Raw genomic sequence first — 14,357 nt, 5'->3', positions numbered from 1 at the left:
CTCCCCCGATCCGTGACCGACCGCACGCCAATGATCAGGCGCGGGTGATGGCGTTGGCGTGGATCGCCTCGGCCAGGTACTCCGCCAGGCCGGGTGCCATCGCCTCGTAGTGCGCGGTGAACCGTTCGTCGGCCAGGTACATGTCGGCCAACCCGGTGTGGATCTCGTACGAGCACTCGTAGAACCACCGGCTGATCTGCTGGCGGTGCTCCTCGGCCAGTTCCATGGCCTCCGGCCCGTCCGCCGGCGCGCCCGAGGCCAGCAGCGCGACGATCCGCCGCCCCCAGTCCTCGGTCTCGCCCTTGATCCGCAACCAGTCCTGCCTGCTGTAGCTCGACGCGCGCCGGTTCGACTCGCGGTACGCCTCGGTGCCACCCCACCGCTGCTCCGCCTCCTCGGCGTGTGCGTCCGGGTCGAAGTCCCCGAAGACCTCGAACCGTTCCTCGGGGGTCAGTCGGATGTCCAACTTGCTCGCCTCCATCGCGAACTCGATCGCCGCGACCATCTCCTGAAGGCGCTTGATCCGTACCGTCAGCAGCTCGTGCTGGCGGCGCAGGTGCGTCCCCGGGTCGCTCGCCGGGTCGTCGAGGATCACGGCGATCTCTTCCAACGGGAACCCCAGCTCGCGGTAGTACCGGATCAGCTGCAGGCGCTCCAGGTCCGCCTCGGAGTAGCGGCGGTATCCCGCGCCGGTGCGGCCGCTCGGCGTCAGCAGCCCGATCTCGTCGTAGTGGTGCAGCGTCCGGACCGTCACGCCGGCGAGCTTCGCCACCTGACCAACCGTGTGGGCCATGGTTCCCCCTTTCCGGAACCACGGTCCCGCCTGCCGTCACGTGAGGGTCAAGCCCGATTCTGCGACGCCGGACACCCCGCGCGCGTCGGTCTTCGCCAGCACGGTACGCAGCTCGGCCAGGGTGGCCGGGCGACCGTAGCGGTAGCCCTGGCCCTGCACGCAGCCGATCGCGGCCACCGCGTCGTGCTGCCGGTCGGTCTCCACGCCCTCGGCCACCACGCCGAGGTCGAACGCGCCGGCCAGCCGGGTCACCATCTCCACCGTCGCGTACGCCCGGGAGTCCTCGGTGATCCGGGCCACGAACGACCTGTCGATCTTCAACTCGGTCGCCGGGATCCGGTGCAGGTAGCTCAGCGACGAGTAGCCGGTGCCGAAGTCGTCGATGGCGATCCGGATGCCCAGTTCCCGCAGCTGCCCGAGCCGGTCCAGCACCGCGTCGCTGCCCTCGATCAGCGCCGACTCGGTCAGTTCCAGGGTCAGGGCCCGGGGCGCCAGCCCGGCGCCCGCGGTGGCCTCGGTGACCGTGGCGATCAGATCGGGCCGGCGCAGGTGCGACGCGGCGATGTTCACCGCCACCGTCGTCGCCGGGATCTGGTCCTGCCAGGTGGCCGCCGCCCGGCACGCCTCGTGGATCACCCACCGGTCGATCGGCAGGATCAGCCCGGTCTCCTCGGCCAACGGCAGGAACCGGGCCGGGCTGAGCATGCCGAGCCGGGGATGACGCCACCGCACCAACGCCTCCGCGCTGCGTACCGCTCCGCTGGCCAGGTCCACGATCGGCTGGAACTCCAGGTGCAGTTGCTCCTCGTCGACGGCCCGCCGCAGGTCGGCGATCAGCTCTGCCCGGCTCACCGCCGACTCCCGCAGCCCCTGCGTGCACCGACGGTACGCGGACTTGCCGGCCGCCTTCGCCGCGTACATGGCGATGTCGGCGTCACGCAGCAGATCGGTGTGCGAGATGTGCTGCGGTCCGTACTCGGCGATGCCGATGCTGGCCGACGGGTGCACCCCGACCAGTTCCTCCCCGGGGGACGGCTGCAGCGCCGCCAGCAACCGCTCGGCCAGCCGCTCCGGTGCCGTCGGCCGCCCGTCGGTGACCAGCACCGCGAACTCGTCACCACCGATCCGGGCGATCATGCCGTCGTCGCCGACCGCCCGACGCATCCGCCGGGACAGGCCGGACAGCAGGGTGTCACCGGTCGTGTGCCCGAACCGGTCGTTGACCTGCTTGAAGCCGTCCAGGTCGAGCAGCAGCACGGCGACCCGTTTGGTGCCGCGCAGCGCACCACGCAGCCGGCGGATGAACGCCAGCCGGTTCGGCAGCCCGGTGAGCTGGTCGACGTAGGCGAGCTGCCGCAGCCGGACCACCAGTCGCAGGTTCTCGTTGGCCGCCAACCCCTGGCGCAGCGCCAACGCCGCCAGCAGCGCCATCATCGCCAGGAAGATCGGCAGCGGAGTGTGGCCGGCGGCGTCGCGGGCCAGCATGGTCGCCACGATCGCCCCGCCCACCGGCAGGTAGGGCAGCACCACCCGCCACCACGGCGGCAGCGGCGCCTCGGTGATCTCCTCGGCAGCCCCGAGGTCCTTCGGTGGGGACATCCTGGTCGCCACCACGATCAACAGGTAGCTCAGCGGCCAGAGCACGTCGACCGGGGTGCCCGGCTGGTAGGTGCCCGCCGCCACCAGCGCCACGTAGATGGTGTCGGCCACGGCCCGTACGGTCAGGCTCACGCCGAGCAGCGCCATCGGTCGCCACACCGGCCGCCCCGGGCCGACCACCGCGACCAGGATGGTCAGCTGCATCAGGTCGAACATCGGATAGAGCAGGCCGGCGGTGCGCAGCGGCTCGTCCAGGTCGGCCAGACTGACGTTGCGGAAGATCAGCAGCCAACCGATCGGGATCAGCGCCAGCCCCACGATCACGCCGTCGAGCAGCGTCCTGACCCGACCCACCGTGGTGCGCGGCGCGGTGACCGAGCAGAAAAGCGCCCCGGTGCCGGTCAGCAGGCTGGCCGCGAAAATCAACCCGATGGGCAGGGTGTGCGGCAGGCTCTCGCCGAGCAGCCGCTGCGACGTCCACAGTGCCCGCCCGGCCAGCGACAAGGCCATGGTGGCGGCCAGCAGCAGCCAGAACCGGCGCAACGTCGACGGATGACGGCGGGCGGCCGCGAGGCAGGCCATCGCGGCCCAGCCCGCCACGGCGAGCGCACCGAGATCGCTGACCAGTGCGCCGGAGGGCAGTTCCAGCATCAGCCAGAGCGCCTCGATCGCGACGACGAGGCCGGCACCGATCAGCCCCACACGGCCGACCCGGTCCTGTCCGGGCGAGCGCGCGGCAGCCTGCTCGACGTCCTTCCGCGACACAGCGATCGCTCCGGCTCTCTCTCGTGCGTACACCCTCGACGGCGAGGACCGGCCCTGGCAAACCCCGAAAGCCTAGCCACGCTCGCGACCACCCCGCCAGATCGACCCGTACCCGACTCCACAGCGTGGCGGCCGCACCCTTCCGCCTCGCGTCTGTTCATGATCCTTTCTGGACGCAGAGTGACGACCCAGGGACGTCACCCAACGTGACCCTCGCCGCCCTGCCATGCCTACCGTCTCCCACGCTTTGCTCTGCTTACCTCCACGCAACCCCACTGCCAGCTGGGGTGGTGTCGTAGAGGCGGCAATCGGCAGGTTCACTCAGAGTAACCAGTGCTTATGGGTAAGCAGAGCAAAGGGGGCGACGGTGGGGTTGGGTGGGGAGCTTTGGGTGACGGTAGGTGACCAGCCGCCGCCGCCAAGAACGGCTCCCGGGGCTGCACGGCAAGCGCTCATTCCCGTTCGTCGTCGGAGGCTGCCGGTCCAGCCGGGGGCGGACCGCCGTGCGTCCACGGGGTCTCCTCGACGGCCGGGAAGGTCGCCGCCGGAACGTACGCGTCGCTCAGGGTGGTGTAGCAGAGCCGTTCCCCCACCTCCGGCACGCTGCCGGGGCTGGGCGTCAGGCCGCGTCCCATCCGGCCGGACAGTTCCAGCACCACCTCGGTCTTGCCGTCGGCCGCCGGGGTAACGAACACCACCCGCGCCTTCTGACCGGGTCGGGCCGGTGCGGCCAGGGTCGCGCCGACCGGCACCAGGACCGGGTCCGTGGTCACCAACTGGATACGCGGGCGCAGCACCGGCCGTCTGCCACTGTCGTCCACCCGGGTCGGATCGGCCAGGATCACCTCGCCGACGAACGCCTCCCCGGTCAGCCGGTACTCCGCCATCACCAGCGGGTCGTCGTAGGCGCGCTGCACCGCGTAGGTCGCCGCGGCCCGCTCCAGGCGGTGCAGCCGGGCGGCGGCGGTCACCGCGCCGTCGCGACGCGGCTGGGGCGGACCGTCGTCGTCGAGATGGTCGGCGTGGGCGGTGAAGGCGTCCCGGTCGCCGTCCCACCGCCCGGCAACCCGGGCGCCGGGCGGCAGGGCACGCAGCAGCCCCAGGCCGCGCCACATCAGCTCCCAGGTGGGCGTCAGCTGGTCCCGCAGCAGCCTCTCCAGCTCCGCGTACGCATCGACGCGCGCCGCCTCGTCATCCTCGGCGGCGGCGTACGCCTCGACGGCCGGCGCCAGTAGCCGGTTGTCGAACTCGGGATCGGTGGCCGGGCCGGCCGGCGGGCAGACCGACGGGTCCTCGGCCCGGGCTGCCGCCTCGGCGCCGGACAATCCGGCCGGCGGGTCGATCCACCCGAGCAGTGCCGGCAGGTGCAGGTCCTCCACCGCGCTCTGCCCGGTCGCCCAGTGCAGCGTCAACGCCTGGGTCATCGCGACCAGCGCCGACGAGCCGGGATGCTCGGCCCGCTCGGCGAAGAAGGTCAGCCAACGGCCCAGCAGCGGCACCTGCGGCGGCACCGGGTACTCGCCGTCGACCCGGCGGAACCGGGTGGAGCGGCCGAGCAGTCGCAGGAACGCCACCCCCGCTGGGTTCGGCACCAGCAGCTGTGGCGCGTCAAGGTACCGGTACCGCACGTCCCGGCCCCGGTCCACGGCGACCGCCTCGCTCCCCGCCCGATGTCCGTCCACATAGGGCAGCACGATCGCGGCCAGCTCGGCGGCGAAGGCGAACCGTTGGTTCCGGTTGCGCGGCTGCGGCACGATCAGCAGCCGCGCCTCGCCGGGTGCCGCGCCGACCATCGCGGCGAGCGGGGCGTTGGCCTCCCCGGCCATGGCCAGGGGGACCAGCACCAGGGGCCGCCTCGACAGGTGCAGATGCCGGACGGTCGCCACCGGTTGGGCCACCCCGGCGGCCACGGCCTGGGCCGCCGCCAGCGCCCGCAACGTACTCATGCCGTCGCACCGGTGAGGGCGTCGGCGCGTAGGCGGGCCGCGGTCCGCAGCAGCGCGGCGGCCTCCGCCCGCTCGGGGTCGGCGGCGCGTTCCCCGCTGGCGAGCGCCAGGACCTCGTCGAGGTCGGCGATCCCACCGAGCGCCTCGCGGACCGGGCGACCGAGCGCCCCGGTGTGCCCGCGCGCCTCGTGCCGACAGAAGTACGCCAGCTCGCAGCTGGCCAGGCACTCGGGGGCGTACCGGGCCGGCACCCGCGCCAGCGAACCAGCCAGGCTCGCCGGATCGGCGGCGGGATCGGCGGTGAAGTCGGCCGGAACGCCGGCCAGCAGGGTGTCGAGCCGGTCCATCCGGTCCAGTTGCCGGCGTACCACCAGCAGCTGCTTGCGGACGTCGAGCAGGTGCGCGACCGGGTCGTTGCTGAAGTCCCGGGGGCAGACCAGCACCACCTCGTGCGACACCAGGTGCTGTTCGTGGCCTCCTGCGGCGAACAGCTCCCGCAGGGCCAGCACGTAGACGGCGGACTGCACCGCCGCGGCGGCCAGCTTCGCCGGATCCGCCTGGCCGTCGATCACCGGAAAGGACTTGATCTCGACGACGTGGAACCTGCCCCCCAGCCGGGCGGCCACCAGGTCCGGTTCCAGGTGCACCCGCTGCCCGGCGACCTCCAGGCCGAGCATCGGATGGTCGAAGAGCGCCGCCGGCTCGTCGGCGTGGGACGGCTCGTCGGCGTGGGAGTCGGCGGGTGGCAGTGCCTCGGTGAGCAGTGCGGCCGAGCGTCGTGCCCGGGCTGCCGGGTCGTCGCCGTCGTCGAGTTCCGTCCAGCGGGCCGCCGCCGGCACCGGTACGCCGAGCCGCTCCGCGACCAGCCGCAGCAGCGCGGCCCCGCCGTCGGCCTTCACCTGTGCCTCGAACGCGTTGCCCCGGGTCAGGGCGAACCGGGACTGCCCGAACCGGGCGGGGAAGCCGATCCGCTCGGCGAGCGCCGGCTTGTCCACCCCGGCACCGTCGAGGACGGCCCGCCGGGTGCAGCCCGGGTTGCCGGTCAGCGCGGCGATCGTGCGCGCGTTGTGCCGTCGCGGGGGTGTGTCGCCCCGGATCTCGGCCAGTCGCTGCTCGGTGTCCGTCACGACTGGCCACGATAGCCGTGGCGGCGGATTCCGGCCCGTCGCCGACGCCGGGGACGCGCGGCACACCGACCGTCGAGGACCGCGCGGCACATGGACCGGGCGGTCGCCGCACGGCGACCGGGGGCCGGGTCAGCGGCGGCCGGAGCGGTTGCGTGGCGCGCGGGGCAGCGTGCCCACGGTCACCGACGCGGGCGGCCGGCGGGCTCGGCGGCGCCCGGGTGTGCAGGGCGGCCGGGCCACCCGCTGCGGCGGCGCGGGGCAGGTGCGGCGACCGATCAGCCAGCCCAGCAGGCGGCCCATCAGGCGGCCATGAGGCGCTCGGCCTCGGCACGGGTCACCGGGTACTCGGCGGCGCAGAAGGTGCACTGCTGCATGTGACGGGTACGCACCGGGATCAGCGGGATGAAGAAGAGGCTGAACTTCGTCGAGCGACGGGTGAGCACCTGGGCGGCGTGCTGCCCGCAGTGGGGGCAGACCTGCTGCACCACCGCCGACCGGGTGACCCTGGTCCGGAGTCCGAAGATGAGGAACACCGCCGGCCATTACCCCGTCGCGCACCGGTTGATGCCACCGGGTTGGGCGGCCACCCGACCGTCGTCTGGTGACCGCCCCGTGCCGGTCGGGTTCAGCCGGCCGTCGCGGTGGTTTCCTCGGGCAGCCAGATCGGCTGCCAGTCGGGCACCTCGTGGAAGCGACGCAGTTCGGCCAGCCCGGAGACATTCCCGGCCCAGGCGGCGTACGGCGGGTTCTGCTCGTCGAAGCCGCTCTGCACGAAGGTGAGCTTCGTCCGGCCCTCGGACTCGGCCAGTTCCCAGCTGGTGACGCCGGCCGGTCCCCAGTCGACGGACATCCGCCGGCCGGGCTCCAGGTCGACCACCTTGGCGGCGAAGCCGCTGTCGAAGCCGCCCATGGCGTACCGACCGCCGACCCAGGGCTCGATGCCGATCGGGTAGCCGAACCAGGCGCTCGCCTGCTCGGAGTCGGTCAGGGACTCCCACACCTTGTCGGCCGGGGCGGCGATCTCCATCTCGCCTCGGAAGTCGGTGCCGGTGAAGTCCGTCTTCGGTAGCAGCGGCGCGCCGGCCAGGTGGGCCTCCAGGTTGGCGACCGCCAGGGCCCAGTAGGTCTGGAGCACGCCTCGGATGCTGGTGCCGTTGATGACGTCGTTGAAGTCGAAGTGGGTCTGCGACAGTCGCAGCACGGTGGCGTCCGGCCCGTCCGGACGCAGGGTGATCTCGGTGGTGGTCTCCACGCCGTCGAGCAGCCAGGCGAAGCGCAGGCGGTCGTCGTCGGCGTGCAGCAGCCGCTGGTGTGGGGCGTCGCCCTCGGGCGTGTAGCGGCCCCAGAACTCGTACCGGTGTGGCAGGTCGACCTCGGCGTGCTCGGCCAGCCAGACGCGCAGCTCGGCGGGGTCGGTCAGGGCTTGGCGCACCCGCGCGATCGGCGCGGCGAGGCGGGCGGCGAGGGTCATCGGTTCAGTCACGGTCGGTCCCCTTCGGGTAGCAGGCCACGGCGAGCTTGAAGGCGTCGCCCTCGGCGCCGCCGTAGCGCGTGAACAGGTCCTGCAGCGCGGACTGCAGGTCGTGCAGAAACTCCTGCCGGCGCTCGGCCGGCACGCGGATCTCGCCGGAGACGCCGATCGAGGGCAGTTCCGACGCGGTGCGGTCCAGGGCGGCGACGTCGGCCTGGACCTCCTCCATCAGGTCCAGCAGGTAGCCCAGGCTCAGCTCGTCGCGCGCCCGGCGCAGCCCGATCCGACCGACCAGCCGGGGCGAGAGCCAGTACGACCGGGCAACCGCCTGATAGATGCCCTCGGTGATGCCCCGGACCTTGCGCTGGTCGACCTGCTCGACCAGCCCGGCCGCGACGAGTTGCTTGACGTGGTAGTAGACGCGCTGCGGCGTCTGCTCCAGCCGGGCGGCCACCTCGGTGCAGGTGCGTGGCTCGGCCAGCTGCCGCAGGATCTCGACGCGCTGCGGCTTCAGCAGCACCTCGGCCTGCTCGATCTGCTCCAGGTACAGGACGTCTCTCATGGCAAAATCAGTTTGTACGTAAAAAACTTCCTTGTCAATGGCTTCGAGAGAGGCCGCGCCGGGAAATCCGGCGCGGCCCTCGCTCAGACGCCCGGTTAGCCGGTCAGGGCAGCCAGTCCGGGCGCAGCGGATAGCCGTTCACCGCGTCGGGACCGTTGCGCGTCGCCACCACCTGGTGCAACTGGATGCCGTTGCGCTCGAACGCCAGCCGCGAACCCGCCATGTAGAGCCCCCACACCCGGGCCGTGCCCGCACCCACCTCGGCGACGCAGAAGTCCCAGTGCTCCACCAGGTTGCGGCACCAGGCCGCGAGGGTCAGCGCGTAGTGCTGGCGCAGGTTCTCCTCGTGGTGCACCTCCAGCCCGGCATCGTGGATCTCACTGATCACCCGACCGGGCCCGGCCAGCTCGCCGTCCGGAAAGACGTACCGGTCGATGAACGCTCCGGAGCGGTGCGGGGCCCGGTTGTCCGCCCGGGTGATGCAGTGGTTGAGCAGCCGCGCGCCCGGACGCAACCGGTCACGCAGGAACCCGAAGTAGGCCGGGTAGTTGCGTACTCCGATGTGCTCGGTCAGGCCGATCGAGGAGACCGCGTCGAACTGTTCGCGTGGCGCGTCGCGGTAGTCCAGGTGCCGCACCTCGGCCAGCCCCGACAGCCCTTCCCGCTCGATCGCCGCCTGCGCCCACTGCGCCTGAGCCCGCGACAGCGTCACCCCGAGCGCCTTGACGCCGTACTCGCGGGCCGCGTGCCGGACCATGCCGCCCCAGCCGCAACCCACGTCCAGCAGCCGCATCCCGGGCCGCAGCGCGAGTTTGCCGGCGACCAGGTCGTACTTGTTCGCCTGCGCCTGCTCCAGCGTGTCGTCCGGGCCGCGGTACACCGCGCAGGTGTACGTCATCGACGGGCCGAGCACCTTCTCGTAGAAGGCGTTCGACACGTCGTAGTGGTGCGAGATGGCGCTGCTGTCGCGCAACCGCGAGTGTCGCAGGCCCCCCACGATCCGCTTCCAGCGCGGCCGGGCCTCCTGCGGCGGGGCCGGCGGCGGCAGCAGCCGCTCCCAGCCCAGCTCGCGTACCAGCGCCAACCCGTCGGCCAACGCCGGGGGCCGCACCCGCAGCCCGCTGAGCACCCGTAACGCCTCGTACGGGTCACCCGGGTGCACCCCCTCCAGGCTCAGGTCACCGCTGACGTAGGCGCGTGCCATGCCCAGGTCACCCGGTGCGGTGAGCAGGTATGACAGCCCTCGCTCGGAGTGGATCGACAGGGTGATCCCGGCGTCGGCCGGGCCGAGTGCACTGCCGTCGTACGCGGTGACCCGTACCGGCAGGGGACCTGAGGTCACCGCCCGGACGATGTCCGCCACGGTCAGCCCACGCCGCCGGCCCCCCGGGGGCGGCGTGGCGGGAGCGCCTGCCGCTCCCTGGCTTCGGTCGGTAAGGCTCATGCGCGTGCTACCGCCTTCTCGTACAGTCCGGTGAGCCGATGCTCCGGGTCGTACCGGTCCCGGACGGCGCGCCACGTCCCGCCGCCGTAGAGCCGGTCGAACGAGTCCCGGTCGTAGTACGCGTCGGAGTAGAGCGACTTGTGTCCGCCCGCCTCCGACACCGCGCGCTCGATCTGCCGGTTGACGTCGCCGTCGGCGGCGCCCTCGGCGATCGGCACGCTCCCCCAGAATCCGATGTTGACGTAGTCCTGCCCTGGTCGCAGCGGATACAGCGGCCAGGACCGGGCCGATCCCGTACCCGCCGGCTCGCGCAGCCGCAGCGGGCACAACCACACCGGTGTCATCCCGACCTCCCGGGCGAACCAGTGCAGGAACTCTGCGGTGCGCTCCAGCGGAATCTCCACGTCCTGCACGACCCGCTCCCGGGCCGGCTGGCCGCGCCACCGGTCGATCCGGGCGGCGACCCGGTGTCGGTGTTCCAGGCGCACGATGCGGTGGTAGACGTCGCTGCGCCGCCACCGCGCCGGCCACAGTCGCCGTACCACCGGATGCTGGACGCCGAACGCCGCCGAGCACCAGAACCAGTCGGTGTCCCAGCGCCACAGGTAGTCGTGGACGGTCAGCGCGTCGTGCGGGCGCCGGCGCAGCGAACGGTAGTAGATCTCCTGGCCGGTGTAGTCGGAGACAACCGGCACCTCGTCGGTGAAGCTGCCCAGCACGAGGTACGCCTCACCGGGGCTGAACATCACCCCGTCCATCGCGTCGACGCTCTCGCCGGCCCACCGGCGGGTCGCGGCGATCTCACCGATCGCCTCGGTCAACGCGGTCAGCTCGGTGAACCGCACGTTGCGCAATGCCACGTACCGGCGGACCGGTTGCAGCTCGATGCGCAGCCTGGTGGCGTACCCGAGACTGCCCAGGGAGTTGGGGAACGCCGCGTACAGGTCGGCGTGCTCGCCGTCGGGTCGGGCGGTGACCACCTCACCGGCACCGGTGAGTACGTCCAGCTCGGTCACCGACTCGTGCGGCAGTCCGTTGCGGAACGAGGTCGACTCGATGCCCAGCCCGGTCACCGCCCCGCCGAGGGTGATGGTGCGTAGCTGCGGCACCACCAGCGGCATCAGGCCGTACGGCAGGGTCGCGTCGACCAGCCGCTCGTAGGTGCACATGCCCTGCACGTCGGCGGTGCGGGCGGCCGGATCGACGCCCAGCACCCCGCCGAGGCCGCTGACGTCCAGGCCGGAGGCGGGGGCGCTGCGCGGGCGGAACAGGTTGGAGGTGCGTTTGGCCAGCCGCACCGGCTGGCCGGGCGGCACCGCCGCGTACGACCGTCGCAGCTGGGCCACCGCCTGGTCATGATCACGCACGGCGTGCATGGGATCACTTTACGCGCGATGAGGGCTCCTGACGGGATGTCCATCGGAGACGTTTCGCACCCCGATCAGGTGAAAACGCCTTGTGGCGGACGTCCGGGTGGTCGACCGGGTCACCGTCGTCGGGGGCGGCTGGCCGGCACCGGGCGCCGTGGGACAGGATGCCGGCATGTCGGAAACCGATGGGTCGGGCACCGTGTACGGCAACCGCCGCCCCGGGCCGCCCCGCGACCCGCTGCTGGTCACGGCGCTGGCCGTCGGGCTGGTCGGCGTACTGCTGGGGGTGCTGTTCGCCACCGGCGTGCTCGGCGGCGGCGACCCGGAGCCGGCGCCGACGGTGGCCGCACCCAGCCCGAGCGCGGCGCAGCCCAGTCCGACCGAGAGTGAACCGGAGCCCGACCCGACGACGTCCGAACCCTCCCCCACGCCGAGCCCCAGCCAGGACCCGGACGCGGTCGTCGGGCCGAAGGTGTTCCGTGGGGTCGGCTCGGGCCTCTGCCTCGGTCTCGACGGCGACGGCGAGAAGGCGGTCGCCAAGCTGACGGAGTGCAGCGGTGGGCCGGAGCAGCAGTGGGTGGTCAACGCCTTCGGCCCGGACACGGTGACGCTGACCAATGCCGCCCACAACCAGTGCCTCGACGTCGAGGGCGGCAGCGGTGACGACGGTGCCCGGTTGCAGCAGTTCGGCTGCCACGGTGAGGGCAACCAGCAGTGGCGGCTGCAACCGGTGGGCGACGGCGCGGTGCTGGTGGCCGTGCACAGCGGCAAGTGCGCCCAGGCCCGCGACGGCGGTGCCGCGGCCGGCACCGACATCATCCAGGTCCCCTGCGACGGCAACCCGGCCCAACGGTGGGCACTGCAGTAGTCCCGGGCGGGGTCAGCCCCGATAGCTCCATGCTCTCGGTGCGGCGGCGACCGGGATCGGCTCGGTGAAGCTGGTGCCGCGGCGGCGCAGCAGCATCAGCGACAGCACGGCCGCGCCCACCGACAACGTCCCCGCCACGTACCAGGCGAGGGTGTACGTGCCGAGTTGGTCGCGGACCAGGCCCGCGCCACTCGCCGCCACCGCGGCCCCGAGCTGGTGCGAGGCGAACACCCAGCCGAAGACCACCGCGCCCGAGGTGCCGAAGTACTCCCGGCACAGCGCGACCGTCGGCGGTACGGTCGCCACCCAGTCCAGGCCGTAGAAGATGACGAAGACCAGCATGCTCGGTTCGGTGGTGGCCGCGAAGAGGCCGGGCAGCACCAGCAGCGACCCGCCGCGCAGCGCGTAGTAGGCCACCAGCAGCAGCCGAGGGTCGAAGCGGTCGGTGAGCCACCCGGAGGCGACGGTGCCGACGATGTCGAAGAGGCCGACCAGCGCCAGCAGCCCGGCCGCCGTGGTCTGCGGCATCCCGTGATCGTGCGCGGCCGGAATGAAGTGCGTACCGACCAGGCCGTTGGTGGTCGCGCCGCAGATCGCGAACCCCGCGGCCAGCAGCCAGAACGGCCGGGTACGCGCGGCCTGGGCCAGCGCGCCCACCGCGCGGGCGGCGGCCCCACCCGCCGGCCGGGTCGCGGGCTCGATCTCCGTCGCACCGTACGGGGGCAGCCCCAGATCCGCCGGGTGTTCCCGCAGCAACCACAGCACCAGCGGTACGACCAGCAGTGCCGCTCCGGCGACGACCAGTGCCGCCGCCCGCCAGCCGTACCCGGCCACCAGCATTGCCAGCAGCGGCAGGAAGACCAGCTGGCCGGCGGCCCCACCGGCGGTGAGCACGCCGGTGACCAGGCCACGGCGACGTACGAACCAGCGCCCGGCGACGGTGGCCACGAAGGCCAGCGCCATCGACCCGGTGCCCAGTCCGACCAGCACGCCCCAGCAGAGGATGAGTTGCCAGCTCGCGGTCATGAAGACGGTCAGCCCGCTGCCGGTGGCGACCAGCGCCAGCGCGCCGGCCACCACCCGGCGGATACCGAAGCGGTCCATCAGCGCCGCCGCGAACGGTGCGGTCAGTCCGTAGAGGAGCAGGTTCACCGAGACGGCCGCCGAGATGGTGGCCACCGGCCAGCGGAACTCGGCGTGCAGCGGGTGCAGCAGCACCGACGGTGTGGCCCGGAACCCGGCGGCGCCGACCAGCGCCACGAAGGCGACGGCGGCGACGATCCAGGCCGGATGCAGGCGGGCGGGTCGAGTCACCAGGCGAGTGTGCGGCGGGCCGGCACGGGCCGGCGAGTGGCCGGCAAGCCACCTTGCGCAATAATCGGGCCATGACTCCCCATCGGGTCGCCGTCCTCGCCGTCGACCAGGTGGTCGGGCTGGATCTGGGCACCCCCGCCCAGGTCTTCAGCACCGCCCGCGACGCCGACGACCGGCACCACTACACCGTCGACACGTGCACCCCCGGCGGCCGGCCCGTCCGGAGCACCGCCGGCTTCCGGTTGCTGCCCGACCACGGACTGGAGCTGTTGGAGCGGGCCGACACGGTGATCGTGCCGGGGGTGCACGGCGACGCCACGCTCCGCCGCGACGTCATCGGGTCAGAGGTGACCGAGGCGCTGCGGGCCGCGTACGACCGGGGCGCGCGGATCATGTCGATCTGCACCGGCGCGTTCGTGCTGGCCGCCGCCGGGTTGCTCGACGGGCGCCGGGCCACCACGCACTGGGCGTACGCCGACCGCTTCCGCCGGCTGTACCCGCGTGTGGATCTCGATCCCGAGGTGCTCTTCGTGGCCGACGACCGGATGCTCACCTCGGCCGGGGTCGCCGCCGGCATCGACCTGTGCCTGCACGTGGTCCGCATCGACCACGGCAGTGAGGTGGCCAACCGGGCCGCCCGCCGGTGCGTCATGCCGCCGTGGCGCGACGGCGGTCAGGCCCAGTACATCGAACGCCCGGTGCCGCAGGCCCCCGACACCAGCACCGCCGCTGCCCGGGAGTGGGCCCGCCAGCGGCTGCACGAGCCGGTGAGCCTGCGTGACCTGGCCGGGCAGGCGCGGATGAGCGTCCGCACCTTCACCCGCCGGTTCCGGGCGGAGACCGGCCTGAGCCCGGCCCAGTGGCTGCTGCACGAACGCACCGACCATGCCCGGCTGTTGCTGGAGAGCACCGACCTGACCGTCGAGCAGATCGCCCGCCGCAGCGGGTTCGGCACCACCGCCGCCCTGCGTCAGCAGCTGCACCTGCGCATCGGCGTCGCCCCGTCGGTGTACCGCCGGACCTTCCGCCGCGCTCCCGAGGTGGCCGGCTCGGGCTGAAGGCCGGCCAGGCTTCCCCGCGCACCGCTTCCGGCGCAGC

The 14,357-nt window shown here is 72.8% G+C and carries 13 protein-coding genes; 2 read left to right on the top strand and 11 right to left on the bottom strand.

Going from position 1 to position 14,357, the window contains the following annotated elements; genetic code table 11:
* Positions 1–34: 34 nt before the first annotated feature.
* The 10 genes from SM447_RS00240 to SM447_RS00195 form a co-directional block, all read right to left on the bottom strand.
* Positions 35–793, bottom strand: a complete 759-nt coding sequence (locus SM447_RS00240; protein ID WP_474570666.1) for a MerR family transcriptional regulator — start codon at positions 791–793, stop codon at positions 35–37.
* 36 nt (positions 794–829) lie between these two features.
* Positions 830–3,157, bottom strand: a complete 2,328-nt coding sequence (locus SM447_RS00235; protein WP_474570665.1) for a putative bifunctional diguanylate cyclase/phosphodiesterase — start codon at positions 3,155–3,157, stop codon at positions 830–832.
* Between the two features lie 452 nt (positions 3,158–3,609).
* Complete coding sequence (locus SM447_RS00230) at positions 3,610–5,103, bottom strand: hypothetical protein (RefSeq protein WP_474570664.1); 1,494 nt, start codon at positions 5,101–5,103, stop codon at positions 3,610–3,612.
* Positions 5,100–6,230 carry a hypothetical protein gene (locus tag SM447_RS00225; protein ID WP_474570663.1) on the bottom strand — a complete coding sequence of 377 codons (1,131 nt, stop codon included), beginning with the start codon at positions 6,228–6,230 and terminating at the stop codon, positions 5,100–5,102. The genes SM447_RS00230 and SM447_RS00225 overlap by 4 nt, the downstream gene beginning before the upstream one ends.
* 129 nt (positions 6,231–6,359) lie before the next feature.
* On the bottom strand, positions 6,360–6,530 hold the full coding sequence (locus tag SM447_RS00220) for a hypothetical protein (protein ID WP_474570662.1): 171 nt from the start codon (positions 6,528–6,530) through the stop codon (positions 6,360–6,362).
* Entirely contained in the window at positions 6,530–6,763 is a 234-nt protein-coding gene (locus SM447_RS00215) for a zinc-ribbon domain-containing protein (RefSeq protein WP_474570661.1), read from the bottom strand. Before SM447_RS00215 ends, SM447_RS00220 begins: the two co-directional genes overlap by 1 nt.
* A 92-nt stretch (positions 6,764–6,855) precedes the next feature.
* A complete protein-coding gene (locus SM447_RS00210) occupies positions 6,856–7,713 on the bottom strand; it encodes an SRPBCC domain-containing protein (protein WP_474570660.1) in 858 nt (285 codons plus the stop codon).
* On the bottom strand, positions 7,706–8,263 hold the full coding sequence (locus SM447_RS00205) for a helix-turn-helix domain-containing protein (protein ID WP_474570659.1): 558 nt from the start codon (positions 8,261–8,263) through the stop codon (positions 7,706–7,708). Before SM447_RS00205 ends, SM447_RS00210 begins: the two co-directional genes overlap by 8 nt.
* Positions 8,264–8,366: 103 nt before the next feature.
* Positions 8,367–9,707, bottom strand: coding sequence for a class I SAM-dependent methyltransferase (locus SM447_RS00200; RefSeq protein WP_474570658.1), 1,341 nt, complete (start codon positions 9,705–9,707; stop codon positions 8,367–8,369).
* Positions 9,704–11,083 carry an FAD-binding oxidoreductase gene (locus SM447_RS00195; protein WP_474570657.1) on the bottom strand — a complete coding sequence of 460 codons (1,380 nt, stop codon included), beginning with the start codon at positions 11,081–11,083 and terminating at the stop codon, positions 9,704–9,706. The genes SM447_RS00200 and SM447_RS00195 overlap by 4 nt, the downstream gene beginning before the upstream one ends.
* Positions 11,084–11,249: 166 nt before the next feature.
* On the opposite strand from SM447_RS00195, the gene SM447_RS00190 reads away from it, so the two are divergent.
* A complete protein-coding gene (locus SM447_RS00190; protein WP_474570656.1) occupies positions 11,250–11,945 on the top strand; it encodes an RICIN domain-containing protein in 696 nt (231 codons plus the stop codon).
* 12 nt (positions 11,946–11,957) lie between these two features.
* Here the strand turns inward: SM447_RS00190 and SM447_RS00185 are convergent, their stop codons facing one another.
* A complete protein-coding gene (locus SM447_RS00185) occupies positions 11,958–13,259 on the bottom strand; it encodes an MFS transporter (protein WP_474570655.1) in 1,302 nt (433 codons plus the stop codon).
* Between the two features lie 71 nt (positions 13,260–13,330).
* Between SM447_RS00185 and SM447_RS00180 the strand changes: the two genes are divergently transcribed.
* Positions 13,331–14,317, top strand: a complete 987-nt coding sequence (locus tag SM447_RS00180) for a GlxA family transcriptional regulator (RefSeq protein ID WP_474570654.1) — start codon at positions 13,331–13,333, stop codon at positions 14,315–14,317.
* Positions 14,318–14,357 lie beyond the last annotated feature (40 nt).

The organism is Micromonospora aridisoli (assembly GCF_056150025.1).
This window is presented reverse-complemented; position numbering and strand designations above follow the sequence as displayed.

What these genes read in the sequence shown, in the direction of transcription:
- SM447_RS00240 (WP_474570666.1), bottom strand. Translation starts at nt 793, where the DNA reads ATGGCCCACACGGTTGGTCAGGTGGCGAAGCTCGCCGGCGTGACGGTC.
- SM447_RS00230 (WP_474570664.1), bottom strand. Translation starts at nt 5,103, where the DNA reads ATGAGTACGTTGCGGGCGCTGGCGGCGGCCCAGGCCGTGGCCGCCGGG.
- SM447_RS00220 (WP_474570662.1), bottom strand. Translation starts at nt 6,530, where the DNA reads ATGGGCCGCCTGCTGGGCTGGCTGATCGGTCGCCGCACCTGCCCCGCG.
- SM447_RS00205 (WP_474570659.1), bottom strand. Translation starts at nt 8,263, where the DNA reads ATGAGAGACGTCCTGTACCTGGAGCAGATCGAGCAGGCCGAGGTGCTG.
- SM447_RS00200 (WP_474570658.1), bottom strand. Translation starts at nt 9,707, where the DNA reads ATGAGCCTTACCGACCGAAGCCAGGGAGCGGCAGGCGCTCCCGCCACG.
- SM447_RS00195 (WP_474570657.1), bottom strand. Translation starts at nt 11,083, where the DNA reads ATGCACGCCGTGCGTGATCATGACCAGGCGGTGGCCCAGCTGCGACGG.
- SM447_RS00190 (WP_474570656.1), top strand. Translation starts at nt 11,250, where the DNA reads ATGTCGGAAACCGATGGGTCGGGCACCGTGTACGGCAACCGCCGCCCC.
- SM447_RS00180 (WP_474570654.1), top strand. Translation starts at nt 13,331, where the DNA reads ATGACTCCCCATCGGGTCGCCGTCCTCGCCGTCGACCAGGTGGTCGGG.